Here is an 18,540-nt window from a genome sequence, read left to right as displayed (position 1 = left end):
CCAGCATTGCCGGTGGTACGTCTACCAGGTTGCCTGATGGGCCGCCGTTCACCGTAACGGTTTTCAGCGGCCATACATGAAAGAGCGGGCGGGCACGAAGAGTTCGTGTCCCGAGGCGAACCGGGCCCGGACGCCGGCGGGTTCCCAGACGGCGTCCTTGAGCACGGGCCGGTCTCCGACCGGGAGTTCGATCTCCACGAAGTGCCCGTACCCCAGGCCCGAGTCGCGTCCGGCGTAGATCTGGTGCTCCACGACCCGGCCGAAGATCAGGCTGCGTCCTTCCTGCAAGCCTATGTAGTGCTGCGACTCGTCCGGGTACTGGATGGTCGACGGTTGCTGCAGCTGCTTCAGCGTGGTCGTGCGCTGCAGCGTCAGGTCCAGGAAGAGGACCGCGAGGATGACCACGGCCGGCACGAGGGAGGCGGCCAGGGCGATCCCGCGGGAGCTCCCGCGGGCCGCTTTGCGGGGCATTGCGCCCTCCTCTTCCAGTCCGGGGGTCATGCGGTCGGTTTCCGCTTGCGCGGGACGTGGGCGCGGTACGGGGAGACGGTGGGGTCGCCGTCGATCCAGAAGCGCCAGGGCGTCTCCTTGCCCCCGTTCACGCCGGTGCGGGGTCCTGACCTGATCCGGGACGGGTCGGCCGGCTCCCCCGCCGTGATCTTCAGCGGGCGGTCCGGGGAGCACACGTCCGAGCCGTTCTGGTCGCGCCCGATGCCCAGGGCGGTGCACAGCCGTGCGGGGCCGCGGGCCAGGTCGCGTTCGGTGGAGTTCGGGCGGCGTTCCCTGGCGGTGCCCATCCCGGCGACGATCCCGCCGGCGCGCAGCAGGACGGCCGAGGCCGTGCCGTCCTCGCCGCAGACCAGGTTCACGCAGAAGTGCATGCCGTAGGTGAAGTACACGTAGGCGTGCCCCGGAGGCCCGAACATCACCGCCGTACGGGGCGTGAGCCCGCGGTACGCGTGCGAGGCGGGGTCGAGCATGCCCGCGTACGCCTCGACCTCGGTGAGGCGCAGCGCGACGTCGCCGTGGACGAGGACGTGCCCGAGCAGGTCCGGGGCGACCTCCTCCACGGGCCGGTCGAAGAACTCCCTGGGCAGCGGTTCGCGGGTGAGGGCCTGGGCGGAGACCTCGGGCCCCCCGGGGGGTTGTGTGGGTGCCATCGTGCGGGTCGCGTCCAGGAGGGGTCAGGAGTCGGTGTCGGTGCCGTCCGAGCCCGCGGCCCAGGCGGCGTGGCCGTCGACGAGGGCGCGCAGCGAGGCCAGCTGGTCGCGGACGCGGTCGGGGGCGGTGCCGCCGTGCGCCTTGCGGCTGGCCAGGGCGCCCTGGACGTTGAAAACCTCGCGGACGTCCGGGGTCAGGTGCGGGGACACCTTGACCAGCTCCTCGTCGGTGAGGTCGTCGAAGTCCTTGTCGTTGACCTGGCACCAGACGACCAGGTGGCCGACGACCTCGTGCGCGTCGCGGAAGGCGACGCCGCGCCGGACCAGCAGCTCGGCCAGGTCGGTGGCCAGGGCGAAGCCGTCGGGGGCCGAGGACTCCAGGCGCTCGGTGTTGACCCGCATGGTCGCGATCAGGCCGGACATGGCGGGGAGCACGAGCAGCAGCGTCTCGACGGCGTCGAAGGCGCCCTCCTTGTCCTCCTGCAGGTCGCGGTTGTAGGTCAGCGGCAGGCCCTTGAGGGTGGTCAGGAGGCCGACCAGGTGGCCGATGAGGCGGCCGGCCTTGCCGCGGGCCAGCTCGGCGACGTCGGGGTTCTTCTTCTGCGGCATGATCGACGACCCGGTGGCGTAGGTGTCGTCCATCTCGATCCACCGGAACTCCTGCGAGGCCCACAGGCAGATCTCCTCGCCCAGGCGGGAGAGGTGGACGCCGGTGAGCGCGGCGGCGAAGAGGAACTCGGCGACGAAGTCGCGGTCGGCGACGGCGTCCATGGAGTTGGGGGCGGCCGCGTCGAAGCCGAGCTCGGCGGCGGTGGCCTGCGGGTCCAGCGGCAGCGACGAGCCGGCCAGGGCGCCCGAGCCGAGCGGGGAGACCGCGGCGCGGCGGTCCCAGTCGCGCAGCCGGTCGATGTCGCGGGTGAGCGGCTGAACGTGCGCCAGCAGCTGGTGGGAGAACAGCACGGGCTGGGCGTGCTGGAGGTGGGTCATGCCGGGGGCGGCGACGCCCATGTTGTGCTCGGCCTGGGTGATCAGCGCGGTCTCCAACTCGACCAGCCGGCTGACGATCTGCCGGACGTGGTCGCGCAGGTAGAGCCGCAGGTCGGTGGCGACCTGGTCGTTGCGGCTGCGGCCGGCGCGCAGCTTGCCGCCGAGGGCGCCGAGGCGTTCCAGCAGGCCGCGCTCCAGCGCGGTGTGCACGTCCTCGTCGGCGACGGTGGGACGGAACTCGCCGTTGCGGCAGGCCGTCTCCAGGTCGTCGAGGGCACCGAGCATGCGCTCGAGCTCGTCGCCGGTGAGCAGCCCCGCCCGGTTGAGCACGCGGGCGTGCGCGCGCGAGCCCATCAGGTCGTACGGGGCGAGCCGCCAGTCGAACTGGACGCTCACCGAGAGCCGCGCGAGCGCGTCCGACGGCCCGCCCTCGAACCGGCCGCCCCACAGTCGCGTCGGTGCCTTCGTCACGAAAATCCTCTTTCCCACCGCTAGGGGTTTGTTCCTCGGTGCCGCGTCACCGCGCGGGCGCCGGGGTCTCCTGCTGTCTCCGGAGTCCGGCTCGGCCCGGGCGCGCAGGTGCCCGTCCAACCGTACTGCCACCCGGGCATCCGGCATCAACGCACGGCCGCGAGCCCGGCCCCGAGGGCCGGTCAGCCGCGCCGTTCCCGCCCGGCGGCCAGCTTCAGCAGCGCCTGGGCCAGTTCCTCGCCGCCGTCCGGGCTGCGCGCGATCACGAGGATGGAGTCGTCGCCGGCGACCGTGCCGAGGACCGAGGGCCACTCGGCGTGGTCGATGGCCGAGGCCAGGTACTGGGCGGCGCCCGGCGGGGTCCGCACCATGACCAGGTTGGCCGACGCCTCGGCGGAGACCAGGAGTTCGGCGGCCAGCCGGCCGAGCCGGCCGGTGAACGACTCGGCGTCGCCTCCGGTGCGGGCGCGCCGGATCCGGTCGCCGCCCTCCCCCGGGACGGCGTAGATCAGGCTGCCGTCGTCGCCGCGGAGCCGGACCGCGCCGATCTCCACGAGGTCGCGCGACAGCGTCGCCTGGGTGACCTCGACGCCCTCGTCGGCCAGCAGCTTGGCCAGCTCCGCCTGGGAGTGGACGTGGTTGCGGGACAGCAGATCGACGACCTTGGCCTGGCGCGCGGTCTTGGTCATCGGGATCGTCATCGCGCGCCGCCCGCCGAGCGCTCCAGCAGCCAGGCGATCAGCGCCTTCTGCGCGTGCAGCCGGTTCTCCGCCTCGTCCCAGACCACGCTGCGGGGGCCGTCGAGGACGGCGGCGGCGATCTCCTTGCCGCGGTAGGCGGGCAGGCAGTGCAGCACGATCGCGTCGTCGTCCGCCTGGGCCAGCAGCGCCTCGTCGACGGCGTACGGCTCGTACAGCGAGGTGTCCTTGCCCTCCTGCCCCATCGACACCCAGGTGTCGGTGGCCAGCACGTCGGCGCCGGCGGCGGCCCGCTTGGCGTCGGCGGTGACGGTCACGGACCCGCCGGTGGACGCGGCGATCTCCGCGGCGCGGGCCACGACCGCGGCGTCGGGCGGCAGCGACTCGGGGGCGCCGATCCGCACGTGCATCCCGGCGGTGGCGCCGCCCAGCAGGTAGGAGTGGGCCATGTTGTTGGCGCCGTCGCCGAAGTAGGCGAGGGTCAGCCCGGCGAGGGCTCCCTTGGACTCCCGGACCGTCTGCAGGTCGGCGAGGACCTGGCAGGGGTGGAACTCGTCGGTGAGGGCGTTGATCACCGGGACGGTCGTGCCCGCGGCCATCTCCTCGATCCGCTCCTGCCCCGCGGTCCGCCACACGATCGCGCCGGCCTGCCGTTCCAGGACCCGGGCGGTGTCGGAGATGCTCTCCCCGCGGCCGAGCTGGCTGGTGCCGGCGTCCAGGACCAGGGCGTGGCCGCCGAGCTCGGCGATGCCGGTGGCGAAGGAGATCCGGGTGCGGGTGGACGGCTTGTCGAACAGCACCGCCACCGTCCGGGGGCCTTCCAGGGGCCGGTGGGCGAACCGGTCGCGCTTCATGGCGGCGGCCAGCTCCAGCACCTCGGCCTGCTCGGCGGGCGTGAGATCGTCGTCCCGGAGGAAGTGCCTGGCCATCGGTCAGTTCTCCTTCTCGGCGGCGGCGTCGAGGATCGCCGGGAGGGCGTCCACGAACGACCCCGCCTGGTCGGGGGTGAGGATGAGGGGCGGGGCGAGCCGGACCGCGGCCGGCTGCAGGGCGTTGACCAGGAACCCGGCGGAGCGGGCGGCGGCCTCGACCGCGGCGGAGCGGTCGGCGGTCAGCACCAGCGCCCGCCACAGTCCGCGGCCGCGCACGCCGGCGTCCCCGGCGGCCAGCAGGGGGTGGCCGACGGCGGCGATCCCGGCGGCCAGGCGCTCCCCGACGGCGGTGACCTGGTCGAGCAGGCCCTCCTTCTCGATGGTGCCGATCACGGCGAGGGCGGCGGCGGCGCTCACCGGGTTGCCGCCGAACGTGCTGCCGTGGTCGCCCTTGGCGAAGACGTCCCCGTGCGGGCCGAACGCGACGCACGCGCCGATCGGCAGGCCGCCGCCCAGCCCCTTGGCGAGGGTGAGGACATCGGGGGCGGCCTCGCCCAGCTCGTGCCGGAAGGCGAACCAGGCCCCGGTGCGGCCGACCGCGGACTGGATCTCGTCGGCCACGAACAGCGCCCCGGTGGCGTCGCAGATCCGCCGCGCGGCGGCGAAGTAGCCCTCGGGCGGCGGGACGACCCCGGCCTCGCCCTGCGCGGGCTCCAGGAACACCGCCGCGCACTCGTCGGTCACCGCGGCCTCGAGCGCCGCGGCGTCCCCGTACGGGACGAACCGCACGTCCAGCGCGTACGGGCCGAACGGGTCGCGGATGGCGGCCTTGCCGGTCAGCGCCAGCGCGCCCATGCTGCGGCCGTGGAAGCCGTTCTCGGCGGCGACGAAGTAGGACCGGCCGTGCGTCTTGCCGTACTTGATGGCGATCTTGAGCGCGGCCTCGTTGGCCTCGGTGCCGCTGTTGGCCAGGAACACCCGGGCGTCGGCGCCGAGCAGCTCCAGGAGCTTCTCGGCCAGCAGCACCTCGGGCTCGTGCAGGAAGAGGTTGGAGGTGTGGGCGAGGCGCGCGACCTGCGCGGACACCGCCTCGACCAGGGCCGGGTGGCCGTGCCCGAGGCTGCTGACGGCGATGCCGGAGATCAGGTCGAGGTAGACGTTGCCGTCGACGTCCCACACCCGGCTGCCCTCGCCGCGCGCCAGCGCCAGCGGCGGGACGCCGTAGTTGGGCATGAACGCCGCCCCGAACCGCGCCCTGAGATCGTCGTTCGCGCTCGTGGTGTTCGTGGTGTTCGTGCCGTTCGTCCCGGTCATGGCGTGTCCTCCGCTCCGCTCGCCGTCCCCGCGGCCCCGGCCGGGACGGCGGCGGCGCCCGGCACGCTGGGCAGCACCATCGTCCCGACGCCCTCGTCGGTGAAGATCTCCAGCAGCAGCGAGTGCGGCACCCGGCCGTCCAGCACGTGCGCCTGCGGGACCCCGCCCCGCACCGCGTGCAGGCAGGCCTCCATCTTGGGCACCATCCCCGACGACAGCTCGGGCAGCAGCCCCGCCAGCTCGTCGGTGGTGAGGCCGTCGATCACGTCGTCGCTGGCGGGCCAGTCGGCGTACAGGCCCTCCACGTCGGTGAGCACCACCAGCTTCTCGGCGTCCAGCGCCACCGCCAGCGCGGCCGCGGCGGTGTCGGCGTTGACGTTGTAGATCTGGCCGTCGTCGCCGCGCGCCACGCTGGAGACCACCGGGATCCGGCCGTCGTCCAGCAGCGCGCGGACCGCGCCGACCTGCACCTCGACGATCTCCCCGACCTGGCCGATGTCGACCGGCTCGCCGTCCACCACGGCGTGCTTGCGCTCGGCGGTGAACAGGTTGGCGTCCTCGCCCGACATCCCCACCGCGAACGCGCCGTGCCGGTTGACCAGCCCGACCACGTCCCGGTTGACCTGGCCGACCAGCACCATCCGGACGACCTCCATCGCCTCGGGGGTGGTCACCCGCAGCCCGGCGGTGAAGCTGGACTCGATCCCGGCCCGGTCCAGCGCGGCGTTGATCTGCGGGCCGCCGCCGTGCACGATCACCGGGCGCAGCCCCGCGTAGCGCAGGAACACGATGTCGTCGGCGAACGAGGCGCGCAGCGCCTCGTCGGTCATCGCGTGCCCGCCGTACTTGATCACGACGGTGGTGCCGTGGAACCGCTGCAGCCAGGGCAGCGCCTCGACCAGCGTCCCGGCCTTCTCCAGGACCCCGGCCCGGTTCTTGCGCATCCGCGCCCCGGAGACCGTGCTCACCCCGTCGCTCCGCTCCTCGGCCGGGCTCATGTGCTGTACGCCGAATTCTCGTGGACGTACTCGGCGGTGAGGTCGGTCGTCCAGACGGTGGCGCTGTGCGGGCCCGCCGACAGGTCGACGGTGATCGTCACGTCCCGGGGGCGCAGGTCGACCTTGTCGCGGTCGTCGCCGACCGAGCCGTTCCGGCAGACCCACACTCCGTTGATCGCGACGTTGAGGTGGGCGGGCTCGAAGACGGCGTCGGTGGTGCCGACCGCCGACAGCACCCGGCCCCAGTTGGGGTCCTCGCCGTGGATGGCGCACTTGAGCAGGTTGTTGCGGGCGATGGAGCGGCCGACGGTGACCGCGTCGTCCTCGCTGCCGGCGCCGACGACCTCGATGGTGATCGCCTTGGACGCGCCCTCGGCGTCGACCAGGAGCTGCCGGGTCAGGTCGGCGGCGACCTCGGTGAGCAGCGCGGTGAAGGCGGCCTCGTCGGGCGTGACGCCGGAGGCGCCGGAGGCCAGCAGCAGCACGGTGTCGTTGGTGGACATGCAGCCGTCGGCGTCCAGCCGGTCCAGGGTGACGCCGGTGGCGGCGCGCAGCGCCCGGTCCAGGGCGGCGGCGTCCAGGTCGGCGTCGGTGGTGATCACGCAGAGCATGGTGGCCAGCGAGGGGGCCAGCATGCCGGCGCCCTTGGCCATCCCGCCGATCATGTAGCCGCCCGCGCCCTGCCGGAAGGCGATCTTGGCGACGGTGTCGGTGGTGCGGATGGCGTCGGCGGCGGCCAGCCCGCCGTCGCCGCGCGTCAGCTCGCCGCCCGCGGCGTCCACGCCGGACAGCAGCGCGTCCATCGGCAGCCGCTCCCCGATCAGTCCGGTGGAGCAGACCGCGATCTCGCCGGCGGAGTCGTCCAGGACCTCGGCGACCTTCTCGGCGGTGGCGTGGGTGTCCTGGAAGCCGGCGGGGCCGGTGCAGGCGTTGGCGCCGCCGGAGTTGAGCACCACCGCGCGCACCCTGCCGCCCTTGAGGACCTGCTCGGACCACAGCACCGGGGCGGCCTTCACACGGTTGCGGGTGAAGACGCCGGCCGCGGCGCGGGACGGCCCGTCGTTGACGACCAGGGCCAGGTCTCGGGCTCCGCTGTCCTTCAGCCCGGCGACGACGCCGGCGGCGCGGAACCCCTGTGGGGCGGTGACGCTCAAGGGGACACTCCGATCGTGGTGAGACCGAGTTCTTCGTGGAGGCCGAGGGCGAGGTTGGCGCTCTGCACGGCGCCGCCCCCGGTGCCCTTGGTGAGGTTGTCGATGGCGGCGACCACGACGGCGCGGCCGGCGCGCTCGTCGTGGGCGACCTGGACGAGGGCGGTGTTGGCGCCGAGCGTCATGGACGTGGCCGGCCACCGCCCCTCGGGCAGGAGGCCCACGAACGGCTCGCCGTCGTAGGCCAGGCCGTAGGCGTCGCGCAGGGTCTCCAGGGTGACGCCGGGCCGCGTCTTGGCCGTGCAGGTGGCCAGGATGCCGCGGCTCATCGGCGCCAGCGTGGGCGTGAACGACACGGTGACCGGCTCACCGGCGACCCCGCTGAGGTTCTGGATCATCTCGGGGGTGTGCCGGTGGACGCCGCCGACGCCGTACGCGCTGACCGAGCCCATGACCTCGCTGCCCAGCAGGTGGGGCTTGAGGCTGCGGCCGGCGCCGGAGGTGCCGGAGGCGGCGACGACGACCACGTCGGGCTCGACCAGTCCGGCGGCGAAGGCGGGGTAGAGCGCCAGCGTGACCGCGGTCGGGTAGCAGCCGGGGACGGCGATGCGCCTGGCCCCGGCGAGGGCCTCGCGCTGGCCGGGCAGCTCGGGGAGCCCGTACGGCCAGGTCCCCGCGTGCGGGGTGCCGTAGAAGTCGGTCCAGTCGGCGGGGTCGGCGAGCCGGAAGTCGGCGCCGCAGTCGACCACCAGCACGTCCTCGCCCAGCTTCTCGGCCAGCGGCCCGGACTGGCCGTGCGGCAGCGCCAGGAACACCACGTCGTGCCCGGCCAGGGCGTCCGGCGTGGTCGGCGCGAGCGTGCGGCCGGCCAGCGATCGCAGGTGCGGCTGGTGCGCGCCGAGTTCGGTGCCGGCGTTGGAGCCGGCCGTGAGCGTGCCGATCTCGAATCCGGGATGGCCGGCGAGGATGCGCAGCACCTCGCCGCCCGCGTATCCGCTGGCGCCGGCGACCGCCGCCCTGACTCCCATGGTCTCCGCCCCTTCCCCGATGAACGAACGGCAAGAGTATGCATGAGACTGGATGGATATTCAAGTCGATCTCAAGGATACTTCGAGAACTAATCATTTGACAGCTAAATTTCGGGTGCCTAAGAATAGGGTCATGCAGGAGGAACCCAACCTGGGCTTCGGCGACCTGAGCGCCCTCGGCCCCGTCGAGGAGTGGCCCGTCGGACGCCTGTTCGCCGCGGCCGCCCGGCTCTCCGGCCCGGTCATGTACCGGCTGGTGGAGCGGCACGGTGCCAGCCCGGCGGGCTTCTTCCTGCTGCGCGCGCTCATGCTGGAGAACGGGCTGCGCGCCGGGGAGCTGGCCAAGCGCCTGATGATCACCCCCGCGACGGTCACCTCGGTGGTCGACACCCTGGAGCGCAACGGCCACGCCGAACGCCGCCGCGACCCGCGCGACCGCCGCGCCGTCCTGGTGCACATCACCGACTCGGGCCGGAGCCTGGTCTCGGAGACGGGGCACGCCCTCCAGGACGACCTCTGGCAGCTCTACGACGTGGTCGACGAGGCCGACGAGCCGGCCGTCCGCCGGTTCCTGCTCCGCCTGATCGAGCGCTTCGACCGGTTCCCCGACGACGATCCCCCGCGCTCCCCCGAGGACGGGGCCCGGGGCGGCATCCCGGGCTGCGCCCCGCCTCGCTGACCCCGCACGCGGCCACCCGACCACGACGAAAGGACCGAGCACGTGTCCCCACCCCAGGAGACCGCCAGGTCCTCCGGCGCGACGGCGCCCGAGGACGCGGCGGCGAAGGTGGCCGGGGCCGCCCCGGCCGCGGCCGCGGCAGGCGGCGACGAGCGCCCCGTGGCCGTCCGCACGGTCGATCTGCACAAGACCTACTCCAGCCCGCGCGGCGACGTTCGCGCCGTGCAGGGCGTCGACCTGGACGTGGCCCAGGGCGAGTTCTTCGGCCTGCTCGGCCCCAACGGCGCCGGCAAGTCGACCACCATCGGGATGCTCACCACGCTGGTGGTGCCCACGTCCGGACGGGCCGAGGTGTGCGGGCTCGACGTCGTCCGCGACCAGGTCGAGGTCAAGCGCCGCATCGGGATGGTGTCGCAGAACAACACCCTCGACAACGACCTGGACGCGTTCGAGAACCTGGAGTTCCGCGGCCGCTACTTCGGCATGGGGCGCAAGGACGCCCGGCGCCGCGCCGACGAGCTGCTGGAGATGTTCAACCTGACCGACCGGCGGAAGGGCAACCCGTTCGAGATGTCGGGCGGCCAGGCCAAGCGGCTGATGATCTGCCGCGCGCTGGTGCACCGCCCGCAGGTGCTGTTCCTGGACGAGCCCACCGCCGGCCTCGACCCGCAGACCCGCGTCAACCTCTGGGAGGTGCTGCGCACGCTGCAGGCCGACGGGCAGACCACCGTCCTCACCACGCACTACATGGAGGAGGCGGAGGCGCTCTGCGACCGGGTCGCGGTCGTCGACCACGGCAAGGTCCTGGCCAGCGGCACCGTGGACGGCCTCAAGTCCTCCGCGGGCGCCGACACCGTGATCACCGTGACCTACGACGGGCCGCCGCCGGACGGCGTCGCGGCGCTGCGCGAGCACGCGGCCGTCGGCAGGGTCGAGATCACCGGGCGGCAGGTGCGGGTGTTCGCCCGCGAGGCCGACGGCGTGCTCGGCGACCTGGTGGCGATCGGCGCGGCGGCCGGGGTCGGCGTCACCGACGCCGCGCAGCTGCGGCCCAGCCTGGAGACCGTGTTCCTCACCCTGACCGGACGGGAGTACCGCGAATGAGCACCGAGCAGGCCGCACAGGACGAACAGTCCGGGCAGGTCGCGCAGGCCGGGCGGGTGCTGCTGGAGCCGCCGGCGATGCGCCCGACCGTGACGCGGACGTTCCTGGCGATGATGGCCCGCGAGGTGCGGGTGATGCGCAAGAACTTCATCGCCACGTTCCTGCGCGTGCTGGCCCAGCCGCTGATGTTCGTGTTCGTGTTCGCCTACGTGCTGCCGAAGATCGGCGGCGGTGCGGCGACGATGGGGGCGGGCGGCGCCGCGGCGCAGGGCGCCAACTTCACCACCGTCCTGGTGCCGGGGCTGGTGGCCTCCTCGATCCTGATGCAGGCGATGATGGCGGCGATCATGCCGCTGATGATGGAGCTGACCTGGCAGCGCTCCATCACCGACCGGGCGCTGGCCCCGCTGCCGGTGCCGATGCTGGCCATCCAGAAGATCACCGCGGCCGGGCTGCAGGGGCTGATCGGCGGGCTGCTGGTCTTCCCCGCCGTGCTGTTCATCCACGCCGACGGCCAGGCGCCGCAGGTGCACGTCAGCAGTTGGGCGGTGCTGATCGTGATGATGGTGGCCGGGTCGCTGCTGGCCGCCTCGGGCGGGCTGCTGCTCGGCACGCTGATCGACCCGCAGAAGGCGCAGATCCTCTTCGCGGTGATCCTGCTGCCGGTCACCATGCTCGGCTGCGTCTACTACCCGTGGTCGGCGCTGGACGAGATCCGCTGGCTGCAGATCGCCAGCCTGTTCAACCCCCTGGTGTACGTGAGCGAGGGGCTGCGGGCGGCGCTCACGCCCGACGTCGGGCACATGCCCACGTGGGCGTTCATGCTGGCGGTCATCGGCGGCACGGCGGTGCTGACCTGGGTGTCGACGCGCACGTTCACCAAGCGCGTGCTGACCTGAGCCGCGGGCGGCAGAGCGGAGTGTGCCCGGCCCGGCGGCCACGGCGGTGTCGTCAGGTACACCCCGCTTCGGGTGTTCAGGCCCATGGGGCCCGCCCGGCCCGCTTCCTAGCGTCATGGGCATGACGAAGAACACCTTCCGGAATGCCTCCCGGCGAGCGGGCACCGCGCTGCTCGGCGCGGGCCTCGCCCTGACGGCCGTGCCCACCGCGGCCGCCGCCCTCACCTCCCCCGAACGCCCGCCCGCCGCGCCCGGGAAGAAGGCGGACCCGCGCGGCACGGTGGTGTCGGCCACCCGCGTCGCGCACATGTCCGGCGACGAGGCGGGCCGCTACCTCACCGCCATCAGCCCCGATTTCGGCACCCCCGCGCCCCGCCACGGCGTCGACACCTACCGGGTCGTCTACCGGACGATCTCGGCGACGGGCGCCCCGACCACCGCCAGCGGGGTGGTGTCCCTGCCGGCCCGCACCGCCGGCCGGACCCTGCGCGCCGTCAGCTACGCGCACGGCACGCACGCCTCCCGCGACATGGCCGGGTCCGTCGACGAGCAGGGGCAGAGCCGGGTCGCGGCGATCTACTACGCGGCGGCGGGTTACGCCGGGGTCGCCCCCGACTACCTCGGCCTGGGCCTCGGCCCCGGGCACCACCCCTACATGGACGCCGCGTCCGAAGCCTCGGCGTCCCTGGACATGCTGCGCGCCGCCCGCGCCGTCGCCGCCTCGCACGGCCGCGTCCTGAACCCGCGCGTCCTGGTCACGGGCTTCTCCCAGGGCGGGCACGCGGCCATGGCGCTCGGCCGCGAGCTGCAGAACGGCGCCGACCGGCACCTGCGCCTGGGCGCGCTCGCCCCCATCAGCGGCCCCTACGACATCCGCGACGCCCAGATCCCCGCCTCCCTGTCGGAGGACGGCCCGCTCGCCCCCAGGGCCTCGGTGTTCTACCTGTCCTACGTCTCGGTGGCCTGGAACCGGCTGCACCACATCTACGACTCCCCCTCCCAGGTGTTCAACGCCCCGCACGACAAGGCCGTCGAGGGCCTGTTCAACGGCACCACCGGCGAGGAGGAGATCGTCACGCGGCTGCCCGGCACCATCCGCGAGCTCGCGACGCCGCGGTACCTGCGGCAGCTGGAGCACCCGTCCGGGGCGCTGCTGCGGGCGATCCGGTCGGCGGACGGCACCTGCGACTGGCGCCCCCGCGTCCCGGTCCGCATCTACGGCGCGAGCGGGGACGAGCACGTCGCGTTCGCCAACGCGCGCAGCTGCGCGCGCACGCTGCGCGCGCACGGCGCCCGCCCGCAGGTCGTGGACTACGGGCCGGACGCCGGGCACGACGCGACGGTGTTCAAGGGCCTGCCGGACACCCTCCGCTGGTTCCAGGCCCTCGGCCGCTGAACGGGCGCCGCGGCTACATCGGGTCGACCTCGGTCAGCCCGGCGTCCCGGTCCAGGCGGAGCCACCGTGTGATCCCGATGGTCCGCAGGAAGGGGACGTCGTGGCTGACCACCAGCAGCGCGCCCTGGTAGGCGTCCAGGGCCTGGCCGAGCTGGCGGACGCTGGCCATGTCGAGGTTGTTGGTCGGCTCGTCCAGCATCAGCAGCCGGGGAGCGGGCTCGGCCAGCAGCAGCGCCGCCAGCACGGCCCGGAACCGCTCCCCTCCGGAGAGGGCCCCGGCGCTCCGCTCCGCCCGCGCGCCGCGGAACAGGAACCGCGCCAGCCCCGCCCGCACGGTGTTGACCGGCGCCGACGGCGCGTACGCGCGGACGTTGTCCACCACGCTCAGCCGGTCGTCCAGGACGTCCAGCCGCTGCGGCAGGTACCGGACGCCCTCCACGCCCACCCTGACCGAGAGGCCGTCCGCGCCCGGCACGCCGTCCTCGCCGAGGATCGCCCGCAGCAGCGTGGTCTTCCCGGCGCCGTTCGGCCCGACCAGCGCGATCCGCTCCGGGCCGCGGACGACCAGCTCCCCCAGGGCGCCGGCCCCGGACTCCGGCGCCGGCGAGTCGGACGGCCCGGACGCGGGCACGGCGAGTCCGGTGACGGTCAGCACCGTGCTCCCGGCCGGGACCCGCGTGGCCGGCAGCGCCACCCGGATCTCGGCGTCGTCCCGGACCGCCTCCTCCGCCTCGGCCAGCCGGTCCCGGGCGTCCGACAGCCGCCCCTCGTGCATGATCCGGTGCTTGCCCGCCGACACCTGCGCCTGCCGCCTGCGCTCCTGCATGACGACCTTCGGCTCGCGCTTGCTCTCGAACATCTTGTTGCCGTACCGGACCCGGCGGGCCAGCTTCACATGGGCCTCCTCCAGCTCGCGCTTCTGCCGCCGCAGATCGCCCTCGGCGGCGCGGACGGCCCGTTCGGCCGCCTCCCGCTCGACCGCCAGCAGCTCCTCGTAGGCGGTGAGACCGCCGCCGAAGGACCGGACGGCGCCGTCGCGCAGGTCGGCGATCTCGTCCACCCGCTCCAGCAGCTCCCGGTCGTGGCTGACCACGATCAGCACGCCGGGCCAGGACGACACCGCCTCGTGCAGGCGGCGGCGCGCGTCCAGGTCGAGGTTGTTGGTGGGCTCGTCCAGCAGCAGCACGCCGGGACGGGCCAGGAACCGCCCGGCCAGCCCTACCATGATCGCCTCTCCGCCGGAGAGGGTGCCGACGGTGCGGTCCAGGCCGTCCTTCTCCTCGGCCAGGGACGCGAGGCCGAGGCGGGCCAGCTCGGCGCGGGCCCGTTCCTCCACGTCCCACCCGTCACCGACGGCGGTGAAATTCTGCTCGGTGGCCTCGCCGCGCTCGATCGCGTGCAGCGCGGCGCGCACGGCGGAGACGCCGAGCAGGTCGGACACGGTTTGGGCGGTGCCGAGCGGCAGGTTCTGCGGCAGGTGGCCGATCTCACCGGCCACCGCGACCGAGCCGGACGCCGGGCGCAGCTCGCCCGCGATCAGTTTGAGCAGCGTGGACTTGCCGGAGCCGTTGACGCCGATCAGGCCGGTGCGGCCGGTGCCGAACGCGGCGTCCAGGCCGTCCAGGACGACGGTGCCGTCCGGCCAGGAGAACGACAGCTCCGAGCAGACCACGGAGAAAGGGGATGCGGAAGACATGCGCGGACCTCCAGAACGCGTCGAATCGATCAGGACACGTGGAGACACCGCGGGAACGCGCATCTGGGGCCGGGCCGCCGCGCGGGCATGCGAAAAGCCCGGGACGGAGGGTCCACCAAGGTCAAGAAACGCGCGCGGGCCAAGCCCACCGCGCGGTGTCTGCGACCTCAGTTCTCCAACGGACTCCCCAGCCGGGCGACGATGTGACCGAGCGAGCATACCCGGACGACCAACGCGACACAAGAGCTATTGAGTGGCATCAGTCGCGTTGAAAACGCGAGAGCGGCCCCGGTGCGGCGCGCGCACCGGGACCGCTCCCCTCGCCTGAATGCCGGACGGGCGGTCAGCCGCTCCGGAGCACCGCCCCGGTGCGCTCCACCGCGGCGGCCACCGCGGCGTCCCGGGACGCGCTCAGCTCCTCGGCGGTCAGCGTGCGGTCGGGTGCCCGGAACCGCAGGCTGTAGGCCAGCGACTTGCGCCCCTCCCCCGCCTGCTCGCCGGTGTAGACGTCGAACAGCCGGATCGACTCCAGCAGCTCTCCCGCGCCCTCGCGCAGCGCCGCCTCCACCTCCGCCGCCGGAACGGCCGCGTCGACGACCAGCGCCACGTCCTGCGCGGCCATCGGGTACGGCGACACGTGCGGCGCCCGCACCACCCCGGGCTCGCCGAGGCGGCGCAGCTCCAGCTCCATCGCGCAGGTGCGCGCCGGCAGCCCGTACGCCTTGATCACCCGCGGGTGCAGCTCGCCCGCGTGCCCCACCAGCGTCTCGCCCGCGTACAGCGCGGCGCAGCGGCCCGGATGCCACGGCGCGTGCCGGTCCGCCCGCACCGTCAACTCCACCCCGGCCTCGCGCGCCACCGTGCGGGCGGCCTCGATCGCGTCCGCCCAGTCCGCCGGACGGCCCTCGCCCCACCAGCCGGACGGCTCCCGCTCACCGGCCAGGACGACGGCCACCCGCTCCGGCTGGTCCGGCAGCGCCGCCTCGACCGAGGCGATCTCCTCGGCCGTCGGCCCCCGGTCCACCGGAAGCCGCGGCGACCGCAGCGGCGACTCCGAACGCGGCCGGAAGACCAGGCCCGTCTCGTAGACGCCCACGTCGCCGAACCCCCGGCCCACGTTGCGGGCCAGCGCCTTCAGCAGGCCCGGCAGCAGCGTGGTGCGCAGCAGCGGCTCGTCCTCCGACATCGGGTTGGCCAGCCGCAGCGCCCGGCGGCGCGCGTCGCCGGCCGGCAACTGCAGCGCGTCCCAGTCCTTCTCGGCGACGAACGGGAAGCTCAGCACCTCCACGTACCCGGCGCCGGCCAGCGCGCGGCCGACCCGGCGGCGCAGCCGCTGCCGCGGGGTGAGACCGCGCCCGGCGACCGGCCGCGGCGCCCGCGCCGGGATGGCCTCGTAGCCCTCCAGCCGGATGACCTCCTCGGCCAGGTCGTTGGGGTCGGTCAGGTCGGGGCGCCACGACGGCGGCGTCACCGTCAGCGTGTCGTCCCCGGCCACCGCGCAGCCGACCTGCTCCAGCCGCCGCACCACGGCCGCCCGGTCGTACGGCACTCCCGCGACCCGGCCGGGATGCGCGGCCGCCATCGTCACCGTGCCCGGCTCCACCGGGGCCTGCGCGTGGGTCACGCCCGGAACGATCTCCGCGCCGCCCAGTTCGGCCAGCATCCGCACCGCGCGGTACGAGGCGTACAGCGGCAGCTCGCGGTCGACCCCGCGCTCGAACCGGTAGGACGCCTCGCTGTGCAGCCGGTGCCGCCGCCCCATCCGGGCGGTGCCGATGTCGTCGAAGTGCGCGGCCTCGATCACCATGTCCGCGGACTTCTCGTCGATCTCGGTGGTCAGGCCGCCCATCGTCCCGGCCATCGAGATCGGCCCGGACCCGTCGGTGATCAGGATGTCCTCGGGGTGCAGCTCGCGCCGCACGTGGTCGAGGGTCTCCAGCCGCTCGCCGGGCTCGGCGCGCCGCACCACGACGGGACCGGTGAGCTTCTCCCGGTCGAAGGCGTGCAGCGGCTGGCCCAGCTCCAGCATCACGTAGTTGGTGACGTCGACGGCCAGCGACACCGGGCGCATCCCGGCGCGGTGCAGCCGCACCCGCATCGGCATGGGCGTCTGCGCCGCAGGGTCGAAGCCGCGCACCTCGCGCAGCACGAACCGGTCGCAGGCGGTCGGGTCGGCGATGCTCGCCGGGTACGCCTCGCCCGCCGCGTCGCCGGCGGGAAGATCGACGCCCGCGGGATCGGTGAACGGCACGCCGTAGGCGATGGCGGCCTCCCGGGCGATGCCGCGGATCGACAGCGCGTAGCCCCGGTCGGGGGTGACCGCGATGTCGAGCACGTCGTCGCGCAGGCCCAGCAGCTCGACCGCGTCGGTGCCGGGCGGCTCGGCCCCGTCCGGGACGGGCGGCAGCACCAGGATGCCGTCGTGGTCGTCCCCGATGCCCAGCTCACGCACCGAGCAGATCATGCCCTCGGAGAGCCTGCCGTAGGTCTTCCGTGAACCGATCTTGAACCCGCCGGGCAGCTCGCCGCCGGGCAGGATCACCACGACCCGGTCGCCCACCGCGAAGTTGGTCGCGCCGCAGATGATGTTCTGCGGCTCGCCGGTGCCGTTGGCCCGCCCGACGTCCACCTGGCAGTAGCGGATCGGCTTCTTGAACCCGGTCAGCTCCTCGATCGCCAGCACCCGGCCGATCACCAGCGGGCCGGTGAGGTCGGCGCCGGCCTGCTCGACCGTCTCCACCTCCAGCCCGGCGTCGATCAGCCGGGCGGCCAGCTCGCGGCCGGTGACGTCGGCCGGGAGCGCCACGTACTCCCGCAGCCACGAAAGCGGCGCGCGCATCAGATCTCCATCCCGAACGGAAGGGCGAAGCGCACGTCGCCCTCCACCATGTCGTGCATGTCCTCGACCCCGTGCCGGAACATGAGCGAGCGCTCCACGCCCAGCCCGAACGCCCAGCCGCTGTAGCGCTCGGGGTCGATGCCGCAGGCCACCAGCACCCGCGGGTTGACCATGCCGCAGCCGCCCAGCTCGATCCAGCCCTCCGAGCCGCAGGTGCGGCAATGAGGTGCGCCGGGCTCCACCGACGCGCCCCGGCACACGAAGCACTGCATGTCGACCTCGGCCGACGGCTCGGTGAACGGGAAGTAGGACGGCCGGAACCGCGTCCTGAGCCCTTCCCCGAACATCCCGTTGACGAACGCGTCGATGGCGCCGCGCAGGTCGGCCATGGTCAGGCCCTCGTCCACCGCCAGGCCCTCCAGCTGGTGGAAGACCGGGCTGTGCGTGGCGTCCAGCTCGTCGGTGCGGTAGGTGCGGCCGGGCACCACCACGTACACCGGGAGGGGCCGCGTCAGCAGCGAGCGCACCTGCACCGGCGAGGTGTGCGTGCGCAGCACCAGGTCGGCGTCCTCCGACTCCACGAAGAAGGTGTCCTGCATGGTGCGCGCCGGGTGGTCGGGCTTGAAGTTGAGCGCGTCGAAGTTGAACCAGCCCGCCTCGACCTCGGGGCCCTCGGCGATCTCGAAGCCCATGGAGACGAAGACGTCGGCCATCCGCTCCTGCAGGGTCGTCAGCGGGTGCCGGGCGCCGCGCGGGGCGCGGTCCCACGGCAGCGTGACGTCGACGGTCTCCTCGACCAGCACGCGCTGGTCGCGCTCCTCCTCCAGCTCGGCCTGGCGCTTCTTGAGGGCCTGGGCGACGGCGCCGCGGGCGGCCCCGATCCGCTTGCCGGCGTCGGCGCGGGCGGCGGGCGGCAGCGCGCCGATCTCCCGGTTGGCCAGGGCCAGCGGGGAGCGGTCGCCGGCGTGCGCCAGCCGGACCTGCTTCAGCCCGTCGAGATCGGACGCGGCGGCGATGGCCGCGAGGGCCTCGTCGCGGGCCCGGTCGAGCTCCTCGGGCTGCAACGCGGACACCTCGACGGGGTCGTAGGACTTGTTGGGTGCAGACATGGTGGTGTGACAACTCCGGTCGGCGTGGAACGCCCGCAGTCTAGTGGGCGGACGGGAAAGATCCGGAAAGGACGGGCCGGCCGTCGGCGCGGCGCGCTCGGCCCGGTGGTGCCGGGGGAAAGCCCGCGCGGGCGCTCGG

The 18,540-nt window shown here is 73.9% G+C and carries 16 protein-coding genes; 4 read left to right on the top strand and 12 right to left on the bottom strand.

Going from position 1 to position 18,540, the window contains the following annotated elements:
* Positions 1-63: 63 nt before the first annotated feature.
* The 9 genes from ACZ466_RS43070 to argC all read right to left on the bottom strand — a co-directional run bounded on the left by ACZ466_RS43070 (position 64) and on the right by argC (position 8,679).
* Positions 64-471 (bottom strand): hypothetical protein, encoded by a 408-nt coding sequence (locus ACZ466_RS43070; RefSeq protein WP_378282285.1) that lies wholly within the window; start codon positions 469-471, stop codon positions 64-66.
* A gap of 26 nt (positions 472-497) precedes the next feature.
* On the bottom strand, positions 498-1,160 hold the full coding sequence (locus ACZ466_RS43065) for a DNA-3-methyladenine glycosylase (protein ID WP_378282286.1): 663 nt from the start codon (positions 1,158-1,160) through the stop codon (positions 498-500).
* A 24-nt stretch (positions 1,161-1,184) separates the two neighbouring features.
* Positions 1,185-2,618 carry an argininosuccinate lyase gene (gene argH, locus ACZ466_RS43060; protein WP_378282287.1) on the bottom strand — a complete coding sequence of 478 codons (1,434 nt, stop codon included), beginning with the start codon at positions 2,616-2,618 and terminating at the stop codon, positions 1,185-1,187.
* 182 nt (positions 2,619-2,800) lie between these two features.
* Positions 2,801-3,307, bottom strand: coding sequence for an arginine repressor (locus ACZ466_RS43055; RefSeq protein ID WP_378282288.1), 507 nt, complete (start codon positions 3,305-3,307; stop codon positions 2,801-2,803).
* 8 nt (positions 3,308-3,315) lie between these two features.
* Positions 3,316-4,245, bottom strand: coding sequence for an ornithine carbamoyltransferase (gene argF, locus ACZ466_RS43050; protein ID WP_378282289.1), 930 nt, complete (start codon positions 4,243-4,245; stop codon positions 3,316-3,318).
* Between the two features lie 3 nt (positions 4,246-4,248).
* A complete protein-coding gene (locus ACZ466_RS43045) occupies positions 4,249-5,502 on the bottom strand; it encodes an acetylornithine transaminase (RefSeq protein ID WP_378282290.1) in 1,254 nt (417 codons plus the stop codon).
* A complete protein-coding gene (gene argB / locus ACZ466_RS43040) occupies positions 5,499-6,446 on the bottom strand; it encodes an acetylglutamate kinase (RefSeq protein WP_378282407.1) in 948 nt (315 codons plus the stop codon). Before argB ends, ACZ466_RS43045 begins: the two co-directional genes overlap by 4 nt.
* A gap of 50 nt (positions 6,447-6,496) precedes the next feature.
* Positions 6,497-7,654 carry a bifunctional glutamate N-acetyltransferase/amino-acid acetyltransferase ArgJ gene (gene argJ / locus ACZ466_RS43035; RefSeq protein WP_378282291.1) on the bottom strand — a complete coding sequence of 386 codons (1,158 nt, stop codon included), beginning with the start codon at positions 7,652-7,654 and terminating at the stop codon, positions 6,497-6,499.
* Positions 7,651-8,679 carry an N-acetyl-gamma-glutamyl-phosphate reductase gene (gene argC / locus ACZ466_RS43030; protein ID WP_378282292.1) on the bottom strand — a complete coding sequence of 343 codons (1,029 nt, stop codon included), beginning with the start codon at positions 8,677-8,679 and terminating at the stop codon, positions 7,651-7,653. The genes argJ and argC overlap by 4 nt, the downstream gene beginning before the upstream one ends.
* Before the next feature lie 133 nt (positions 8,680-8,812).
* Between argC and ACZ466_RS43025 the strand changes: the two genes are divergently transcribed.
* The 4 genes from ACZ466_RS43025 (at position 8,813) to ACZ466_RS43010 (ending at position 12,757) form a co-directional block, all read left to right on the top strand.
* Positions 8,813-9,358: a MarR family winged helix-turn-helix transcriptional regulator gene (locus tag ACZ466_RS43025; RefSeq protein WP_378282293.1), complete on the top strand. Its 546-nt coding sequence runs from the start codon at positions 8,813-8,815 to the stop codon at positions 9,356-9,358.
* A 42-nt stretch (positions 9,359-9,400) separates the two neighbouring features.
* On the top strand, positions 9,401-10,462 hold the full coding sequence (locus ACZ466_RS43020; protein ID WP_378282294.1) for an ABC transporter ATP-binding protein: 1,062 nt from the start codon (positions 9,401-9,403) through the stop codon (positions 10,460-10,462).
* On the top strand, positions 10,459-11,361 hold the full coding sequence (locus ACZ466_RS43015; RefSeq protein WP_378282295.1) for an ABC transporter permease: 903 nt from the start codon (positions 10,459-10,461) through the stop codon (positions 11,359-11,361). The genes ACZ466_RS43020 and ACZ466_RS43015 overlap by 4 nt, the downstream gene beginning before the upstream one ends.
* A gap of 121 nt (positions 11,362-11,482) precedes the next feature.
* Entirely contained in the window at positions 11,483-12,757 is a 1,275-nt protein-coding gene (locus tag ACZ466_RS43010; protein WP_378282296.1) for a dienelactone hydrolase family protein, read from the top strand.
* 13 nt (positions 12,758-12,770) lie between these two features.
* On the opposite strand, the gene ACZ466_RS43005 is transcribed toward ACZ466_RS43010, so the two are convergent.
* From ACZ466_RS43005 to pheS, 3 genes are all read right to left on the bottom strand, one after another.
* On the bottom strand, positions 12,771-14,453 hold the full coding sequence (locus ACZ466_RS43005) for an ABC-F family ATP-binding cassette domain-containing protein (RefSeq protein ID WP_378282297.1): 1,683 nt from the start codon (positions 14,451-14,453) through the stop codon (positions 12,771-12,773).
* A gap of 343 nt (positions 14,454-14,796) precedes the next feature.
* On the bottom strand, positions 14,797-17,292 hold the full coding sequence (gene pheT / locus ACZ466_RS43000) for a phenylalanine--tRNA ligase subunit beta (RefSeq protein ID WP_378282298.1): 2,496 nt from the start codon (positions 17,290-17,292) through the stop codon (positions 14,797-14,799).
* Complete coding sequence (gene pheS, locus ACZ466_RS42995; protein WP_378282299.1) at positions 17,292-18,401, bottom strand: phenylalanine--tRNA ligase subunit alpha; 1,110 nt, start codon at positions 18,399-18,401, stop codon at positions 17,292-17,294. The genes pheT and pheS overlap by 1 nt, the downstream gene beginning before the upstream one ends.
* Between the last annotated feature and the right edge of the window lie 139 nt (positions 18,402-18,540).

Source organism: Actinomadura rugatobispora (assembly GCF_055379765.1).
This window is presented reverse-complemented; position numbering and strand designations above follow the sequence as displayed.